Genomic DNA, 18290 nt, shown 5'->3' on the forward strand with positions numbered 1-18290 from the left:
CGTTCGGAACGGCGCGCCATTCCCCTCGTTTCACCCCGGCACCCGATCCGAAAGGCCAATCCGCTTGATCCACGAAGCAGCTTCCCGCCCCCGCCGGATCGCGGTGGTCGCGCACCTTCGCCACCCCATCGCACCGCCGTTCATGGGTGGGATGGAGGCGCATTGCGATCTGCTGGTCCGCTCGTTGCAGGATGCGGGGCATCAGGTGACCCTGTTCGCCAGCGGCGACAGCGCGCCCGACCTGCCCGTCGTGTCGGTGGCGCCACTGGCTTATGAAGGCGAACTGCCATGGGCGCTGTGGCGCGGGACCGACCGGCTGAACGCCTGGCTGGCCGATGCCTATGCCCGGTGCTGGTCCGCGATATTGTCGGGCGGGTTCGACATCGTCCACAATAACAGCCTGTTCGCACCCATTCACGACTGGGCGTTGCGCGACGGCGTGCCGATGGTCACGTCGCTGCACGTCCCGCCCTTTGGCCCGCTTCGCGACGCGGTCGCGCGCAACCGGGCGCCCTGGCTGAAACTGACGGTGCCGTCGGCCAGCCAGCTGCCATTATGGGGCAAAAACGACGCGATCCGTGTCGCGCATAACGGCATCGACCTGTCGCGCTGGCGCCCTGCCGATCGGGGCAATGGTCGCGCACTTTGGTTCGGGCGGATTACCCCGAACAAGGGGACGCTGACGGCGCTGCGGGCCGCCGACGCGGCGGGCATCGCGCTGGACCTGATCGGGCCGGTCGAGTGTTCGGACTATTTCGCCGAACTTGCCCCCTATCTCAGAGCGCCACACACCTATCTGGGTCATTTGTCGGGCAGCGCACTGGCGCATCGGGTCGCGGCGGCGTTGGTCGTGCTCAGTACGCCGATGTGGGATGAACCCTTTGGGCTGGTGGCGGCAGAGGCGCTGGCGTCCGGCGTTCCCGTCGCAGCGCTGGATCGGGGCGCCATGGCGGAGGTGATCGGCGATTGCGGCGCCCTGGCCGCCGATGAAGCTGCACTGCCCGCCGCCATCCACCGCGCGCTGAGCGTATCGCGCGCGCAGTGTCGCCGCCGGGCAGAACAATGCTTCAGCGCGGACGCGATGATCGCCCGCTATGCCGCCGCATATGACGACGCGTCGGCTACGCGCCCGGCCTCAAGCATCTCGAGCACCCGCGCGCTGCTGGCATAGGGGCGGTGCGATTGCTGCGCCGTCAGTGCCAAATCGTCGGCACCGGGCGCGCGAAGCACCGCGTAATCATCGCCCCGCCGTTCGATCAGCCCCATCAGCACAAATGCGCGAAGCCAGTGCTGCATGGTCCACTCGCCCCATTTGTCGCGAAAGCGCCGGGCGTTGGCCAGCACGCTTTCGACATGGTGGACCGGCGGCATATGGTGCGGGTGATATTGGTGATAGGCACGCGCGCCGCGCGCCCACAGGATCGGCACCCCGGCCTCCGCCAGCGTGCGCCCGAAATCCGTATCCTCCCCGCCATAACCGCGATACCGCTCGTCAAAGCCGCCAAGCGCCAGAAAACGGTCACGCCGCATCGCGAAGTTCAGCGACCAGAAACAACGATAGTCGCGGCAGATGCCGGTCGGCGTGATGGGCGGACCCGCGCGCTCGCTGTGCTTTTCGGCCACGGTTGCGAAGTGGGGGAAGTCGATCCCCTTATCGGTCGCCCCGGCAGGCAGGTACATCACCTCCCCCATCAGTACCGCGTCGTGCCCCGCCAACCGATCGGCATAATCCGCGACGAAATCGGGGTCGGGAATGCAATCAATGTCGAGGAATACCAGATGCTCCCCCATCGCCGCCCGCGCCGCCGCGTTGCGCGCCGCCGCCAGCGGCAGGTGCGGCGCGTCGAGCATCACTTGGCGTACGGGAAAGGCCGTGTCCGGCAGGGCATAGGGTTCGGACTGCATCACGCCGATCACCAGTTCCGCCGGGCGAACGGTCTGTCGATCTAGGCCACACACCAGATTGGCCAGATGCCCGGCGCGGCCAAAGCCCAGCGTGCAGACCGACAGGCTCATGCGACCGGCTCCGCGATCAGGGGTATGGCGGACCGTGCCGGGACATCGGCCCAGCTGGCCAGCCGCTCAAGCCATGCCGCTGCATCCGCCGCCGCGTCGGCATCGACCAGCCGCCGCTGCGCCGCCGGATCGATTTCCGAGGCACGCGCCCATGCCTTGGCCCAACCGTCCCCGTGCGAAGGCCAGTGATCCAGCGCCACCGCCGCGCCCGCCGCATCCAGCATCCGCGCCTTCCATAACTGCTCGTCAAAATATCGCCATTCGGGCACCACTATCCATGGCCGCCCCAGTGCCGCGATCATATGAACGGTCGTATTGCCGGCTGAAGAAACCACCCGGTCAGCGGCCGCGATCCATCGTTCGGGATCAGAAACCCAGCCCATGTGCCGCAAATTGCCCGGCGGCGTGGCGTGCCATTCGCTCGCCACTTCCCCGATCGTCAGCCATAGCGTGTCCGGCTCTGCCCGTGCGCCCAGCGTCAGCGGCGTGGCGGGCGTGCCCGTACCGCCGCCGCCAGCCACCGCCAGTATGATTTCACGGTCCATGGGCAGATTCAGCGCCGCACGCGCCTCCGCCCGCGTGGTGGATGGGATCGCTACGCCAAGGCCGGGGGCGTGATGGGTCTTGGCCAGCATCCAATCCGGCCGCCCCGGCTGTTCCAGATCTGCGTGATAAGGTGCCAGAACGCCCACCGCGCCCTCATACGCAGCCATATGCCCCGCATCACCCCGCGCGCCATGCTGAAGGACGGTGACGCACGGCACCGATGCGATCCGCGCCAGTTGCGCCAGTTCCGACGACACGTCGGTGATGAACAATGCCGGGCGGGCCGTCGCGAACCATCCGGTAATTACGGCCACAGCCTCGGCAATGGTGGACCAGCCCAGCGGCGCGCAATGCAGCGTCGATGGCGTCGGCGCGCTCGCCCATGCTTCGGGGGCATCGACCGGCGGCTCGAACAGCGAGGGGATCCGCTGCACCGTTGCACTGGACGGCAACGGCGGGAAAATGTCGTCGCGTGCGCAGAACAGCGTGACCGGCCGCTCAGGGGGCAGCGCGTGGATCAGCGCGGCGGCCCGCTCGGCATGGCCACGACCCTGATGGTGGACGAAATAGCCGATGGGTGCGGTCAACAGCTCACCTGTGCGCCAGAGGAGGAAAGGCGCATCGCATCGACGATGCCGCCGGCATGCGGGCGACGCGCAACGAAAATGCCCTTGCGCTGGGCCAGGTCGCGCAATTCGCGGCTGTGGTTGGCGACAAGGATCGCGTTGGGGCATTGCTCCAGCATGTCCAGATCGTTGCCGCTGTCACCGGCGGCGTGAACCCGCTCCAGCGGCAGGGCCATGCGATCGACGATCCAGCGCATTGCCGCGCCCTTGCCCGCACCGTGTGGCACCACGTCCAGCAGATTGCCGTGGCTGTGAATCACCCGAACCCGCAGGCCCGCCGCCGTCATGGCAAGGCGCAGCCGCGCCGCCGCATCGGCATCCGCAAACCAGCTGAGCTTATGGCGGCGCTGTTCAACCGGCGGTTGCATGACCAGCCCGGCGACGCGTGCCGCTACCTCGCGAATGCCATCCGCATCCCATCCCGCGTCGATCGCGGCGGCAAAGTCGCGGTCGGCGATCAGCCGCCCGCCCGCCCGCCAATAGACTTCGCTGCCGACCGACGTGACCATCACAGCGGGATCGGGGTAACGCCATTCGGACAGCAGCCGCTGCGCTTCCTGAAGCGAGCGTCCCGTGGCGATGCCGAAGCCGATCTGAGGCCGCTGACCCAGCCATTGGCAAAGCTCCGCCGCGCCATCGCGACAGCCGGTCAGGGTGTTGTCGATGTCGCAAAGCAACAATCGCTCGAACCGCGCCGCAGCGACCGGCACGTCGCGAAGTCCGCGCGCGATGGCGACAAAGCGGTCGGCATAAGCATGCCAGTCCAGTCGCCCGGCATTGCACTGCCCGGCCGCCGATGCCGCCGCCCAGCGCGCAGGATCGTCCAGCAGGGCGCGGATCGCCGCGGCGAACGAGCCCGGCTGGCGCGGATCGGCAACGACGCCATGACCCAGCGCCGCAACAATATCCGCCGGTCCGCCGTGAGCCGTCGCGACCACGGGCACGCCGTGAAACGCCGCTTCGGTCAGGGTCAGGCCGTAGGGTTCGGTAAAGGCCGGGTTGACGAAGACGCCGCTCGTCTCCCGCGCCATGGCATAAAGAGAGGCGATATCTGCGCGTTCATGCCGTTTGGGCAGCGCCATGCGGCCGTAAAGATCGTGACGATCCAGCCGGTCGATCAGATCCGCGATCACGCCGCGCTGCTCCGCCTCTCCACTGTCAGGCGCGTCGCGCAGTCCGGCGACGATGACCAGATTGGCTCGCTCACGCAGCAGCGGATCGGCGGCGTAAAGGTCGACCAGCCCCGCCAGGTTTTTCTTCGTAACGGGCCGCGCAATCGCCAACAGCATCGGCTTGTCGGCATCGCGCAGGAACGGCGCGACCAGGCGGCGCGCGCGGGCGCTGCTGGCGGCCCGGTCCTCATCCAGGCTGGCGCCCGGCGGCACACAATGAATGCGCGCTGCGTCGGCGCCGGGGTAGCACATCAACTGCCGCTCGGCCTCGTCGCGGGAGGATGCGATGATCGCATCGGCGGCGCGCACCGCCTGCGTCTCCAGCGCGATGCGCCGCTCGATCCCCGGACAGGGGCGGTCGGTGCAGCTCAGCTTGTCGATGCCCATCGAATGGCCGGTAAAAACAAACGGGATGCCCAGCCGCTCGCGCACCGCAATCGCGACTTCGGCAGCGTCCGCGAAATGGGCGTGGATCACATCGGGGCGGACCGGACATTGCGCCAGATAGTCGATCAGCGCGGCGGTAAAGGCCGGGCGGTCAGCGGCATTCGCTTCCTTGCTCAGATAGGCGCGATTGCCCGAATCAATCCGCCGGATCGCCAGCTTTTCACCGATCAGTTCGTGCTGCCGGGCGTAGACATCCCCCAACATCGGATCGTCGATCAGTCGGGTGACGATCTCGACATGCTGCACGTCCGACCGCGCGGCCAGCGCAAAGGCGGCACCGAGAATATAGGTGATGTGGCCGCCGGTATCCTCGGTCAGGCCGAACTGAACGGGCGGCGCTTTCAGGCAACCGCCCAGCGCCAGGGTCAGGATACGCACCGGCCGGTCTCCGCTTCAGGAATGAAACTCCCTTGCGGGGGAGCGCAATCCCAAACCGATCGTTACGCGCTTGGTTGCATGAACCGAACGCCTCTCGACAAAAAAGGCTATTGATTTGCATCAACTTTTTCGCCCGTCGGCATCGTCTGGCAGGTCTGCTCGCTATGTGTTCGTCGGTGGTCTGCATCGAAGCGGGACGACGCTGGTCGCCGACCGTTTGGGCGCCGCGCCCGAAATCGGTGCGATCCGCGACGCTCCCGTGCCGGAGCAGGAGGGCGTCTATCTTCAGGGTGCGATCCCGCATGGCGCGCAGAATGGCATTCCGGGACGGTTCGCCTTTGACCCGGCACAGCATCTGACCGAGGATAGCGCGTTCAACACGCATGAAGTTGCACGGCGCATCGCGGCCGAATGGGACGGCTGGTTCCCTGCCGACACCGCGCTTCGGATCGAAAAGTCGCCGGTCAACCTGCTGCGGTCACGCCTGTATCAGTGCCTGTTCCCGACGGCGATGTTTGTGTTCGTGGTCCGCCATCCGCTGGCTGTCGCACGCGCAACGACAAAGTGGACCGACCAAAGCGAAGCCGAACTGCTCGCCCACTGGAGCCATGCCCATTCGCTCCTGCTCGACGACCTGCCGCACCTGCATAACTATGCCATCGTTCGTTATGAGGATCTGACCGCCGATCCCGCTGGACAGCTGGCGCGTCTGTCCGCCCTGACTGGCGTTGCGATCCCGCCGCCCGCCACCGAAATCGGCAATCGGAATGACCGCTATACCGGAGCGGCGGCCGATCCCGCGGGCCCCATTGCCAGCCGGTTCGGCTATGGCCGCGATCTGCGCGATGTCGGTCCGGTCGCGATCACAATGGGCCGTCATTATTTCCGCAGCGTCACCGACCGGCTGGTCAGTCGATAAAGAGGCGGGGCTTGCCCGGCAGGCCGTTATCGCTACCGTCACGGGCATGACTGTATCGCCGTCCTCGATCCGGCCCGCCGATGAGCGCAGCGCCGTCGATGCCTCCGCATTCGCCGCCGAAGTCGCGCCGCGCGCTCACCCCATCGTGTTGCGCGGACAGGTTGCGCATTGGCCCGCCGTCACCGCCGCCAAACAGGGGCCAGAGGCGCTTGCCGCCTATCTTGGGGAGATCGAGGATGGCGGCAGCGCCCGCCCGCTGGAGGTGCTGGTATCGCCGCCCGAATTCGGCGGCCGCTTCTTCTATCTCGGTGACCGGCTGGAGGGCTTCAATTTCCGTCGGGAACGCGCCCCGCTGAAGCTGCTGCTTTCAGAATTGCTCCGTCTGGCAACGCTGCCATCTGATCAGGCCCACTCGCTTTACGCCAATGCGGCCACCGCGCCAGAGCATCTGCCGGGATGGGGCGTCGACAATCCGCTCGACCTCGACATGGGCGGGGCGGTGCCGCGTTTGTGGATCGGCAATGCCAGCCAGACCGCGACCCATTATGACGGCTCCACCAATCTGGCATGCGTCGTCAGCGGGCGACGCCGCTTCATCCTGTTCCCGCCCGAACAGGTCGGCAATCTGTATCTGGGGCCGCTCGACCGGACGCTGGCGGGGCCGCCATCGTCAATGGTCGATCCGCTGAACCCCGACCTCGACCGTTATCCTCGCTATGCCGAGGCTGTGAAGCACGCCGTGGTCGCCGATCTGGCGCCGGGCGATGCGGTGTTCGTGCCTGCGACATGGTGGCACCATGTGCAGTCGTTCGGACCGCTGAACATGCTGTGCAATTACTGGTGGGATTACGACCCCACCAATTCGGCCTTTCACGCGATGGTCCATGCACTCATGGCAGTGCGCGACCGGCCCGATTTCGAAAAGGAGGGCTGGCGGGCCTGGTTCGACCATTATGTGTTCGGCCCCGGCGCCCATTCGGCGGGCGATCACCTGCCCGCCGAAGCGCGCGGCGTGCTCGGCCCGGCGTCCCCCGACCGGACCGAGCGTATTCGCCGCTATCTTCTGACGGCACTCGGCGCGCGTTAACCCGCGTCGAGATACGCCGCCACCCAGACCAGCGGCGCGTTCCAGTTGATGGCGACTTCATTCAGGGCATAGGCGTCAATGGCGTCGGCCCAGCAGCGTTGGGGCGCGCACTTGCCCTTCAGCTTCATGGCGACGGGATCGGTCATGGCGCTGTTGTTGGGACCGCCCGACACTACGCCCGGCGGCGGCGGCGGCAATGACGCGTCGAGCGACTTGGCCCAGAAACGGTGATGCGGATTTTGCAGCGGCCGCCACCCGAAGCCCGAAACATAGGATTGACCCAGCGGGTTTCGGCCCAGCACATAATCCGCCACTGCCAGCGCTGCGCGGCGATATTTCGCGTCGCCCGTGAAACGCTCTGCCAGGCCCAGCAACATCGCGCGGTTCAGCAGGCCCGAATTGGACCCCCATTCATATCGCTGTCCGGCATAAGGGATGCCATAACCGGACTGGGCGCTTTCGGCCACGAACCCGTCCGCCGCCGCTACGATGCGCGCGCGCGCATCGCGGCGCACTGCGTCCGGCACGCCGTCCGCGACCGCCAGTGTGATTGTGCCCAGCGCGCCGGTATCGGCCCAGCCCGGCACATCGACTGCCTCCGCGCCAAGCTGATCGGCAAAGCGCGCCTCGCCGGTCAGCGCGAACAGCTCCGCCGCAGCCCATGCCCGTTCATCATCCAACCGCGTGTCGCCATAACCGCCACTGCCGGTAAAACCCTGCGCCGCCAGGATACGGGGATGCCGCTGCGCCGCGCCCCATGCCGCCAGCGCCGCCTGTCGACAGCGATCGGCAAAGGCCGGATCGGCGCTGCGCCACAACCGCGCCGCCTGTGCCGCGACCGCCGCCAGATTGAGCGTCGCAGCGGTGGAGGGCGGATAGATCATGCGATCTTCGGGATCGTCGGCGGGCCGCATGGGCAGCGCAGTCCAGCGCCGGTCCCCCAGCTTGTGGAACGCCATACCGCCCGCGTCCATCCGTTCAAGCGTCAGCCGACCGTCGGCAGCCGGTTCGCCAACAGGCAGCGCCAGCATGGTGCCGGCGGGCACCTGCATCCGCAGCATCCATTCGACTTCCCACCGCGCTTCGTCGAGCAGGTCGTCATGCCCATTGCCTGCTTCGGGCAGGCGCGCCTGACCATCGGCGAACAGCGACCGCGCAAAACCCGCCTCATACAGGTTCTGAAGCGTCCAGGCGCTGATCCCGGCATTGACCACATATTTGCCGTGGTCGCCCGCATCGTACCAGCCGCCGGTCACGTCGCGCGGCCCGGCGCATCCGGGCCAGACGTTCCCTGCCTCGTCCGCGCCGGAGAAGCAGGTCGCCACCTCTGGCGCGTGTCCGGCGGGACGCGCCCAGCGTTCGCCCGCCCACCGCGCCAGGATGGGCGTGCCCGCGCGCTGCTGATAAAAGAAATTCAGCGCCGCCTGCGCCAGCGGGCGGTAGATTTCGGGCGCCACCCGGAACCACTCGCTGGCCGCCCCGGCCACCTTCAGCCGGTACCGGCCCTCCGGCGCCGCGTCGAAGGCGATGCGGTGGACATGGTCGCCGGACGCGGCATCGTCGCCCGCAACTTCGGTCCGACCCTTCAACACGATACGGCCGTCCTCCCGTTCCAGTGTCCATGGCAACGGGGTCTGCGACGGGGCGGCAACGATCGCGCGCTTGGGGTCGGCGGGGCGAAATCCCAGCTGGTTCAGGTGAATGGCGGCGTCGATCATCAGGGGCATGGCACAGCTCCAGTCGGGTTCAGGTCCAGCCGCGCGAGTGCGTCGGCATGGGTTGGCATATGGTCGAGGGAAGCGGTCACCACGCCCTCGATCCGCGACAGCCGTTCGGTGACGCGCGACAGCGGCCAGGCTTCGCAGACGGGATCATGGCCCTGCGGCCGGACGCCCTGCCCGGTCAGCACGGCGAGCCAGCTCCATTCGTTGAACAGCTCATCCGCTTCGCGGAACAGGCGCCCGCCGCTTTCGAACAGCGCGAGCTTTTCGGCCAGACCGGCGGGCGGCGGCGCCGCGCGACGTTCGCGCCAGAACGGCTCATGGCGGTCGTTCAGGTGATAATGGGCCACCAGAAAGTCGCGTATCCGCTCGAACTCGCCAGTCATCACCCGGTCGTATCGCGCGCGCGCCGCCTCGGCCAAGACCGGCCCGGCGCCCTCGCCTGGCAGATGCTGCATCAGATGCTGGATACCCGCCTGAACCAGATGGATGCTGGTCGATTCCAGCGGTTCCATAAAGCCTGACGCCAGCCCCAGCGCCACGCAATTGCCCGTCCAGAACGACCGCCGATGCCCCGTGGCAAAGCGCAGCACCCGTGGCTCTGCAATCGCATCGCCGCCCAGCGAGGCGAGCAGTTCCTGCGTCGCCCGGTCCTCATCCAGAAATGCCGAACAGAAAACCCGGCCATTGCCCGTGCGGTGGCGCAGCGGGATGCGCCATTGCCACCCCGCCCCATGCGCGATCGAACGGGTCAGCGGCAGCGGCGCTTCATCCGCTACCGATGCGACGGCAACCGCGCGGTCGCACGGCAGCCATTCGGACCAGTCGACCCACGCCACGCCCAGCGCCTTGCCCAGCAACAGCGAGGCAAAGCCCGAACAGTCGAGCAACAGGTCGCCCGCCACCCGGCGTCCGTCCTCCAGCAGCAGTGCGGCAATCCCGGCCGGGCCATGCTCGACGGTGGCAACCGTTCCCTCGATCCGGGTTGCGCCCATCGCCTCCGCATACCCACGCAGGAACGTGGCGTAGCGCCCGGCGTCAAAATGATAAGCGTGGGTAATCCGCGACAGGGGTGAATCGCCATTGGCGATGGGATGGGTAAAACGCCCCGCCTCTGCCGCGCGCGCCTCCAGCCAATATCGCTCCAGCGGCTTGGCACCGCCCGCCCCACGCGCACGCAGCCATTGCGCGTAAAAGGGCAGGCCCCCAATGTCGGTGCCCGGTCGGCCAAATGGGTGAACATAGCTGCTGCCCGCCCCCGACCAGCCTTCGAACCGGATGCCCAGTTTCCAGCTGCCGCCGGTCGCGCGCAGGAAATCCGCCTCTTCGATGCCCAGCATCGCGTGAAAGGTTCGGATGGGCGGGATCGTCGCCTCGCCCACGCCGACCGTCGGGATGGCGCTGGATTCGACCAGCGTGACCTGCCAGCCCGCCGGGCCGAGCAGGCGTGTCATGGCGGCGGCCGCCATCCATCCGGCGGTGCCGCCGCCCAGCACGACGATGCGGCGGTTCATGCGGCGCGTGGCCGGGCGGGGGCGACGCGCGCCAGATAATCGGCATGGCGCGGCATCCGGCTGGCGGCATCCGCGAACAGGGCGCGCAAACGCGTAAAGCGCGCGTCGATCATCGCCGGATCGGCCAGATCAGCCATACGGTCCCAACCGGCCGGCATCAGCCCCTGCCCCAGCAGCACCGCGATCCAGCTGTCTTCCGCGAACAGATCGTCCTCATGCCGGAACACGCGCCCGCGCTGGCGCCACAGATCGACCTTCTGGGCCAGCGTATCGGGGATGGTGCGCTTCCCCGCATCGCGCCAGAAGGGGGAATCGTCGCGCCGCGTCAGGTGATAGTGCAGCGCCAGGAAATCGCGCACCTGATTGAACTGGCCATCGGCCAGCCGGTTGAAGGTCGCCGCCTCCACCCCCGAAAAGCTGCGATCGGGAAACAGCGCGATCAGCCGCGATATGCCCGATTGAACCATGTGGATCGCGGTCGATTCCAGCGGCTCGGCAAAGCCGCCCGCCAGCCCCAGCGCCACGACATTCCCGATCCACTGCCGCCGCCTGCGCCCGGCGGTAAAGCGCAACAGGCGCGGATCGGCGAGGGCCGGTCCATCCAAATTGGCCAGCAACGTGGCCGTCGCCGCATCATCCGACAGATAAGCGCTGGAATAGACATAGCCATTGCCCGTCCGGTGCTGAAGCGGGATGCGCCATTGCCAACCCGCTTCGCGCGCGGTGGCACGGGTATAGGGGGTCAGTCCGTCGCCGCCCGTCGCACAGGGCACCGCAACCGCCCGGTCACAGGCCAGCCACGGGGTCCAGTCCTCATACCCTGCCTTCATCGCGCCTTCGATCAGCAGTCCGCGAAAGCCGGAGCAGTCGACGAACAGATCGGCCGTCAGCACTCGCCCATCGGCCAGCCGGACGCCGGCGACATGGCCGCTTTCGCCATGCTGCCGCACCTCGACCACTTCACCCTCGACCCGCGCGACCCCGGCGCGCTCAGCCCGCGCGCGCAGGAACGCCGCATACAGGCCCGCATCGAAATGATAGGCGTGGTTCATCTGTGACAGGACCGACGCCGGATCGGTCGCGGGCGGCATGAAGCGCCCCTCCCGCGCAGCAACGGCGCACAGCGCGTAATCGGACAGATCCTCTCGCACGCCTGCGGCCCGGCGACGCAGCCAGTGCTGATGAAAGCGCACGCCTTCCTGATCGAATCCGTAAACGCCAAAGGGGTGCAGATACCGTTCCCCTTGCGCGCCCCATCCGACGAACTCGATCCCCAGCTTGAAGCTGCCGGCAGTGGCGGCAACGAACTCCGCCTCGTCAATGCCAAGCGCGGCGTTGAAGGCGCGGATCGGCGGGATCGTCGCCTCCCCCACGCCGATTGTGCCGATGGCGTCGGATTCGATCAGCGTTACCGACAGGCCCGTCGGAATCATGCGCGACAGCGCCGCCGCCGCCATCCACCCGGCCGTCCCTCCGCCGACGATCAGCACCGACCGGATCGGCTCACCCCCGCTCACGCCGCTACCCGCGCGGGCGGCATGGCGCGCACAGCGGCAATCGCCTGCGCGCGAACGGCGGCGAGATGCGCCTCGATCCGCTCGACCGGCAGGCCGTCCGCCAGCGCGTCGTAACGACGCGGCACGATGCCCATGGCGTCGAACAGCATCGCCCAGTCATCCTCATCGGCCAGATCGCCGTCCAGCAGCGGCACCCGCCCGCACGATTCGTAAAGCGCCAGCTTTGCCGCCAGCGCGGGCGACGGCAGCCCGGCGCTGCGGCCCGTCGCGACAAAGGGCGCCATGAGCAGATCGCGCGCGCACGCCTGTTCATCGCGCGTCGCGCGGTTGAAGGCGGCCGCCTCTACTTCAGCCCGTGACGTGGCGGGGAACAGGTCGATGACGCGGATCAGCGCGCGAAGCAGCAATTCCAGCGCGACGGGCTGAACCGGCGGCAGGACACACGCCGCAGCGCCCAGCGCGATCCGATTGCCACGCCATGCCGATCCGGCGCGCCCGCTGTAAAAACGCTCGCCATGGCCGTCCGTGCCGAACGTCAGCGTGGCGACACCGCCCGGAACAGGCCAGTGCGTCTGCCACCCGCTATCCTGCGCCGCCAGATGCGCGAACGGGGCGGCGGGCATCGCCGCGATGCCCGTACCGCAGCGGTCAGCGGCAAAGTCGCGCGACCAATCCTCCCAAGCCGCGTCCCGGTGTTCGCCAGTGCAATCCAGCACCAGCAGCGGTTGGTCGACCGCGCCGCCATCGGCCAGCGACAGGGAAGCGATCACGCCGTCCGGCTCCACCTCCATCCCCGTACACGCAGGTAACTGGAGAACACCCGCCCGCAGCGCCGCCTCACGCATCTGCCGGGCATAACTCTCGGTCTCGACGCACTGCGCAAATGGCACCGCCCCGGCGGGATCGCGCCCCACCTGCGCCGCCAGCGCGGCGGGTGAATGATCGGCCAGCCGCACCGTCCTGCCCATGGCACGCAACCGCCCGGCCAGTTGCCGGAACGACACCCCCTCCAGCGGAGCGCCACGCTCGCCAAAGGACAGGAACGCATCCTGCCCATCCGCCCGCCATCCGCTGAACGCCGTACCCAGCACCACCGCGCCACCGGGATCGAACCCCAGCTCGGCATGCAGCCCGGTAGAGGATGGCGGCACCAAGATAACTGGCGCGAAATCGCCCAGCCCGTCACCGCCACGGTCGCCAGGCACGACGACCACGCGGTACGCGTCGCGCGGCAGGCGTGCACTCAGCATCGCGGCGGCGATCCAGCCGCACAGCGTATCGCCCAGCACTGCAACGGTCGCGCTCATGCCGCTGCCCTCGTCACCAGCGCCGACAGATGATCGTCATGCAGCTGCATGGCAGCGGCCGCGCGCGCACAGGCGGCGGCGACCGCATCCACACTCGCCTGTGTCTGTTTCAGGTCGGCCGCTTCCACCAGCGGATGCACCGCCGACGGGACCACACGCTGTCCGAACAGCACCGCCAGCCAGCTCGCCGGCAGGAACATCCCCTCGCGATAGCTGGGCACCACCCCGCGTGCGCGGAATGCCGCCAGCCAGTCCACCAGCGTGTCGGGCAGTTTCATCGTGCGAACATATCGCCAGAAGGGCGTGTCATCCCGCTCCGTCGCGCAATAATGTAGCACGAGGAAGTCGCGCACCCGCTCATATTCCAGCGACATGGCACGGTCGAATTCGGCCCGGACGACCGGATCGGCGCGGCCATTGGCGGGGAACAGCTCGATCAGCTTGGTGATGCCAAGCTGGATCAGGTGGATGGAGGTCGATTCCAGCGGCTCCAGAAAGCCCGACGACAGGCCGATAGCGACGACGTTGTCCGCCCATTGCCGCCGACGCCGGCCCGCCTTGAACCGCAGCAACTTTGGCTCGGCGCGCGGATCACCCTCCAGATTGGCGAGCAACGCGGCGCGCGCGACATCCGGCTCTGCAAAGCGCGTCGAAAAGACGTACCCGTTGCCCACGCGGTGCTGCAACGGAATGCGCCATTGCCAGCCCGCATCGCGCGCGGTGGCGCGGGTATAGGGCGCACGCGGACCGGGCGCCGCGTCACACGGCACCGCCCATGCGGCATCGCAGGGCAGCCAGTCGGTCCAGTCCTCATAACCAGCCGCCAGCGCGCCTTCGATCAGCAAGCCGCGAAAGCCAGAGCAATCGACGAACAGATCGGCCTCGATCCGCCGCCCGTCGTCCAGGCGGATGGCCGCGACACCGGCGGGGCCGCGCTCCACCTCCACCACCTTACCCTCAACCCGCCTCACCCCGCGTGCTTCGGCATAGCGCCGCAGAAAGGCGGCATAGAGCCCGGCATCGAACTGATAGGCATAGGAATAAGTCGAGCGGATCGAACGCGGGTCGGATGCCGGCGGCGCGAACCGGTCAGCGCGCGCGGCCAGGATCGGCAGCGAACATGCCTCCAGCGGCGGGGCCACCCCGTGGCGATGCAGTTTGAGCCAGTGCTGGTGAAAGGGCATTCCGTCGATATCGTGACCGAAATCACCGAACGGGTGGATATAGCTGTCGCCGATCCGCCCCCAGTCGCGAAATTCGATACCCAGTTTGAACGTGGCGCGCGTTTCCCGGACGAATTCCGATTCGTCGATACCCAGCCGCTGATTGAAATAGCGGATATGCGGGACCGTCGCTTCGCCCACGCCCACCGTGCCGATCGCCTCCGATTCGACCAGGGTTACATCGGCCATCCGACCCGCAAAGGCCCAGCCCAGCGCCGCCGCCGTCATCCAGCCCGCGGTTCCGCCGCCCACCACCAGCACGCGCGGACGGGTGCTGCCCGCCTCTGTCCTTGCCTTATCCACAGCGTCCTCCCGCCTACTATGGTAACGCTACAACACCTTGGACAGCAACGTATGACAACGTTGTTTTTTTGCTTGGCAAACGCGCGAACCCCTGCCTAGGAATGTTCAGGCGCACGATTTCAATCGGTATTTTGATAGCGCTAACAGAACGGGGAGGAATTATGAAGGGCCGACTGTCACTCCATGCGCGTGCGGGAACGCTGGCAAGCGTTTCGGTCATGGCGATGATGATCACGATGCCGACGTCGGCCATGGCGTATGAGGGCGCGTCGCCCTTCGCATCGCCGGTCTTGGCCACCCAGGAGGCGCAGGCGCCGACGGACGCCGAAGCCGCGACCGACACGCCGCAGGAAGCTGCCGCCGCTCAGGACATCGTTGTCACCGGCCTGCGCCAGAGCCTGCAGAGCGCTCAGGCGATCAAACGGAATTCGGACGTCGTCGTCGATTCGATCTCAAGCGAAGACATTGGCGCCCTGCCCGACCGTTCGGTGACCGAAGCGCTTCAGCGCGTGCCCGGCGTGTCGATCAGCCGTTTCGCGGCCGGTTCCGACCCCGACCACTTCGCGGCCGAAGGTTCGGGCGTCGTCGTCCGCGGTCTGACCTATACCCGTTCGGAACTGAACGGCCGCGACACGTTCAGCGCCGGTAACGGCCGCGGCCTGTCGTTCGCCGACGTGCCCGCCGAACTGCTGGGCGGCGTCGACGTGTTCAAGAGCCCGTCGGCCGACATGATCGAAGGTGGCATCGCGGGCACGGTGAACCTCCGCACGCGCCTGCCCTTTGATTCGCGCGGCCTCCTGATCGGCGGCACGCTCGAAAACAATTATGGCGACTTCGTGAAGCGTTCGTCGCCGACCGTGTCGGTGCTTGTCAGCGATCGCTGGAAGACGGGCATCGGCGATTTCGGCCTGCTGGCCAGCTTCGTCCGCTCGCAGGTTCGCAACCGCGCCGACAGCATCCAGATTTCGAACTGGGGCACGCGCGTTCTGACCGACGACGGCCAGTTGCTCCAGCCGCTCGACACCAACGGCAATGCCAATGTCGGCACCACCGTCTATGTCCCGCGCGGCGCGGCTGTCCGCAGCCAGGAATATGACCGCGTCCGCTATGGTTATTCTGCAGCGGCGCAGTGGCGCAGCCTGGACGGCGGCACGGAAGCGACGCTTCAGTTCCTGCGTTCGGATTCACGTGAATCGTGGACCGAAAACGCGATCGAGGTCGCGACCGACAACGTGCTTGCCGCGGGCGATACCCAGCCCTTCCCCGGCACGACGTTTGATTTCGACGATGACAACGCTTTCACCGGCGGCCTGATCACCGGCCCTAACGGCTATGCTGCGGACTCGGCAGAGGGTGGCGACAGGCGTACGCCCGTCAACGGACTGCAATCGAACAACATTTCGCGCGGCAACAATGCCCGTTTCCAAACCAACGACATCAGCTTTGCATTGAAGTCCAAGCTGACCGATCGCCTGGGCCTGAGCATCGATTACCAGCATGTCTGGTCGAAGGTGAACGTCAACGACCTGACGGTCTGGGGCACCACCTATCAGAATGCCGACATCCGCATGAAGGGCAACGACCCGGCGGAAGTGACGCTGGTGCCGGTTACCAATTCGCCCAACAACTATCAGAATGCGGCGCACCCGTCGTATCTCGACCCCTATAACAACTTCTTCCGCTCCGCGATGGACCATCTGGAAGACAGCAAGGGCGACGAGGACGCGGCACGGATCGACCTCGATTATTCCTTCCCGGACGATGGCTGGCTGAAGTCGGTTCGTGCAGGCTATCGCTTTGCCGATCGCCAGAACGAAGCGCGTTCGACCGCCTATAACTGGGGCGTATTGAGCGAGATCTGGGGCGGCGGCACGCAGGCCGACGGTACGTCGGTCGCTCCCGGCGGCCCTGTGTGGTTCGATCGGCCGATCGACGGCAACCCCGCAACGCGCGACGCGGGCACGCTCGCACCGCAGGAAGCATTCCTCTACGGTAACTTCTTCCGTGGCCAGGCGAATAATCCGTCGGCACCGGGCGGTCCGGGTCGTCTGTTCTTCCCCGGCACGGCGCTCCAGGATTATGACAACGCCGTTCAGACGATCAGCCAGATCGCGCAGGAATGGCGTAACTTCAGCAGCAACTTGTCAGGTGCAGATGGCTGGGCGCCCGTTGCTGGACGCAACGGCGTGGTCGAAGGAACCGCCTATCTGCCGGGCGAAATCAACCCGGTTTCGGAGCGTAACAACGCAGCCTATGTCGTCGCCCGTTTCGGCAACGACTTCAGCAATGGCTGGAACTTGGCCGGTAATGTCGGCGTCCGTTACACGCACACCAACCGCGTTTCGTCGGGCTTCTTCGCCTTCCCGCAGCAGTCGTTCAACTGTGTCCCGCCGGCCGACGGGCAGGTCCAGTCGCGCTTCTGCGCCTTGCCGCAAAGCGTTCGCGATTCGGCTGCGGCGTTCCAGAACGGCGCCCTGATCCCGAACGATGCCAAGCTGGCCTATGATTACTGGCTGCCTTCGGCGAACTTCCGCCTGTCCACGGGCAACGGCCTGCAATTCCGCCTGGCCGTGAACAAGACCGTGGCGCCGCCGGAATTCCTGCTGACCCGGTCCTATTACAACATCAATCTGGCGACCGGCGACCAGACCATCCTGTTCAACGGTGGCCCGATCGCGATCTTCCAGGTTGGCAACCCCTATCTGGAGCCGGTCCGTTCGGACAATGTCGACCTGACGGCAGAATGGTATTTCTCGAACGTCGGTCAGCTGACCTTCGCGGCGTTCGCGAAGAATCTGCGCGGCGTTCAGGTAACCGGTACGCAGCGTCAGACGTTCACGAACAACGGCGCCAGCTTTGACGCGATCGTGACCACGCCGATCAATTCGGAGGAAGTGGGCAAGATCCGTGGTTTCGAAGTCGGCTATCAGCAGACCTATGACTTCCTGCCGGGCATTCTTTCCGGCTTTGGTCTGGCGGGTAACTTTACCTATGTTCACTCGTCGGGCGTGTCGCAGCAGAACCTCGATCCCAACGATCCGAACGTGACGGCGGGCGTCATCAGCTCGATCGACGTCAGCGGCCTGCCGCTGCAGGGGTTGAGCGAGTATCAGTTCAACATTTCGCCGTTCTACCAGCGCAACGGGCTGGAAGTGCGCGCGGCGTATAACTGGCGCTCCAAATATCTGCTGACCATTCGCGACGTGATCGTTCCGAATGCGCCGGTCACGCAGGATGCCTATGGCCAGCTCGACGCTTCGATCTTCTACGCGGTGACCCCGGACATCCGCATGGGCTTCCAGGCGGTGAACCTGACCAGTGCGATCACCCGGACGAACTACGTCATCAATAATGACCTGCTCGAACGGCCGCGTAACTGGTTTGTCGGCGACCGCCGCTTCACCTTCTCGATCCGCGCAAACTTCCGCTGATAACGAGGCGGCGCCTTCGGGCGTCGGCTCTAAACTGAAAGCTGGGCGTCCTTCCACGAAGGACGCCCCTTTTGTTTCGCTCT

The 18290-nt window shown here is 66.7% G+C and carries 12 protein-coding genes; 4 read left to right on the forward strand and 8 right to left on the reverse strand.

The genetic code is table 11. The features are described from left to right. Positions 1-64: 64 nt before the first annotated feature. The gene (locus ACAX61_RS01890) at positions 65-1171 is read left to right on the forward strand and encodes a glycosyltransferase (protein WP_370713132.1); all 1107 of its coding nucleotides are present in this window, start codon (positions 65-67) and stop codon (positions 1169-1171) included. Here the strand turns inward: ACAX61_RS01890 and ACAX61_RS01895 are convergent. Genes ACAX61_RS01895 through ACAX61_RS01905 form a run of 3 tightly spaced genes read right to left on the reverse strand, consistent with a single transcriptional unit; the run spans position 1093 to position 5185 of the window. Then, positions 1093-2016 carry a glycosyltransferase family 2 protein gene (locus tag ACAX61_RS01895; RefSeq protein ID WP_370713133.1) on the reverse strand — a complete coding sequence of 308 codons (924 nt, stop codon included), beginning with the start codon at positions 2014-2016 and terminating at the stop codon, positions 1093-1095. The genes ACAX61_RS01890 and ACAX61_RS01895 overlap by 79 nt on opposite strands. Then, positions 2013-3149, reverse strand: a complete 1137-nt coding sequence (locus tag ACAX61_RS01900) for a hypothetical protein (RefSeq protein ID WP_370713134.1) — start codon at positions 3147-3149, stop codon at positions 2013-2015. The genes ACAX61_RS01895 and ACAX61_RS01900 overlap by 4 nt, the downstream gene beginning before the upstream one ends. Then, positions 3146-5185 carry an HAD-IIB family hydrolase gene (locus ACAX61_RS01905; RefSeq protein ID WP_370713135.1) on the reverse strand — a complete coding sequence of 680 codons (2040 nt, stop codon included), beginning with the start codon at positions 5183-5185 and terminating at the stop codon, positions 3146-3148. The genes ACAX61_RS01900 and ACAX61_RS01905 overlap by 4 nt, the downstream gene beginning before the upstream one ends. Positions 5186-5300: 115 nt before the next feature. Between ACAX61_RS01905 and ACAX61_RS01910 the strand changes: the two genes are divergently transcribed. Further along, positions 5301-6104, forward strand: coding sequence for a sulfotransferase family protein (locus ACAX61_RS01910; protein ID WP_370713136.1), 804 nt, complete (start codon positions 5301-5303; stop codon positions 6102-6104). A 46-nt stretch (positions 6105-6150) separates the two neighbouring features. Continuing rightward, complete coding sequence (locus ACAX61_RS01915; RefSeq protein ID WP_370713137.1) at positions 6151-7191, forward strand: cupin-like domain-containing protein; 1041 nt, start codon at positions 6151-6153, stop codon at positions 7189-7191. Here the strand turns inward: ACAX61_RS01915 and ACAX61_RS01920 are convergent. The 5 genes from ACAX61_RS01920 to ACAX61_RS01940 are packed head-to-tail and all read right to left on the reverse strand — an operon-like array spanning position 7188 to position 14776. Next, the gene (locus ACAX61_RS01920) at positions 7188-8918 is read right to left on the reverse strand and encodes a glycoside hydrolase family 9 protein (protein ID WP_370713138.1); all 1731 of its coding nucleotides are present in this window, start codon (positions 8916-8918) and stop codon (positions 7188-7190) included. The genes ACAX61_RS01915 and ACAX61_RS01920 overlap by 4 nt on opposite strands. Beyond that, positions 8909-10426 carry a tryptophan halogenase family protein gene (locus tag ACAX61_RS01925; RefSeq protein WP_370713139.1) on the reverse strand — a complete coding sequence of 506 codons (1518 nt, stop codon included), beginning with the start codon at positions 10424-10426 and terminating at the stop codon, positions 8909-8911. The genes ACAX61_RS01920 and ACAX61_RS01925 overlap by 10 nt, the downstream gene beginning before the upstream one ends. Beyond that, positions 10423-11943 carry a tryptophan halogenase family protein gene (locus ACAX61_RS01930; RefSeq protein ID WP_370713140.1) on the reverse strand — a complete coding sequence of 507 codons (1521 nt, stop codon included), beginning with the start codon at positions 11941-11943 and terminating at the stop codon, positions 10423-10425. Before ACAX61_RS01930 ends, ACAX61_RS01925 begins: the two co-directional genes overlap by 4 nt. Continuing rightward, positions 11940-13250 carry a tryptophan 7-halogenase gene (locus tag ACAX61_RS01935; RefSeq protein WP_370713141.1) on the reverse strand — a complete coding sequence of 437 codons (1311 nt, stop codon included), beginning with the start codon at positions 13248-13250 and terminating at the stop codon, positions 11940-11942. The genes ACAX61_RS01930 and ACAX61_RS01935 overlap by 4 nt, the downstream gene beginning before the upstream one ends. Further along, positions 13247-14776 carry a tryptophan halogenase family protein gene (locus ACAX61_RS01940; RefSeq protein ID WP_370713142.1) on the reverse strand — a complete coding sequence of 510 codons (1530 nt, stop codon included), beginning with the start codon at positions 14774-14776 and terminating at the stop codon, positions 13247-13249. The genes ACAX61_RS01935 and ACAX61_RS01940 overlap by 4 nt, the downstream gene beginning before the upstream one ends. Positions 14777-14937: 161 nt before the next feature. Here ACAX61_RS01940 and ACAX61_RS01945 point away from each other — a divergent pair, with 161 nt between their 5' ends. Beyond that, a complete protein-coding gene (locus ACAX61_RS01945) occupies positions 14938-18207 on the forward strand; it encodes a TonB-dependent receptor (RefSeq protein ID WP_370713143.1) in 3270 nt (1089 codons plus the stop codon). The last annotated feature ends 83 nt before the right edge of the window (positions 18208-18290 follow it).

It is taken from the genome of Sphingomonas sp. IW22 (assembly GCF_041321155.1).
GTDB lineage: Bacteria > Pseudomonadota > Alphaproteobacteria > Sphingomonadales > Sphingomonadaceae > Sphingomonas.

Bases quoted from the DNA above. Each gene is read 5' to 3' on its own strand.
- ACAX61_RS01895 (WP_370713133.1), bottom strand. From the start codon at position 2,016: ATGAGCCTGTCGGTCTGCACGCTGGGCTTTGGCCGCGCCGGGCATCTG.
- ACAX61_RS01915 (WP_370713137.1), top strand. From the start codon at position 6,151: ATGACTGTATCGCCGTCCTCGATCCGGCCCGCCGATGAGCGCAGCGCC.
- ACAX61_RS01920 (WP_370713138.1), bottom strand. From the start codon at position 8,918: ATGCCCCTGATGATCGACGCCGCCATTCACCTGAACCAGCTGGGATTT.
- ACAX61_RS01925 (WP_370713139.1), bottom strand. From the start codon at position 10,426: ATGAACCGCCGCATCGTCGTGCTGGGCGGCGGCACCGCCGGATGGATG.
- ACAX61_RS01935 (WP_370713141.1), bottom strand. From the start codon at position 13,250: ATGAGCGCGACCGTTGCAGTGCTGGGCGATACGCTGTGCGGCTGGATC.
- ACAX61_RS01945 (WP_370713143.1), top strand. From the start codon at position 14,938: ATGAAGGGCCGACTGTCACTCCATGCGCGTGCGGGAACGCTGGCAAGC.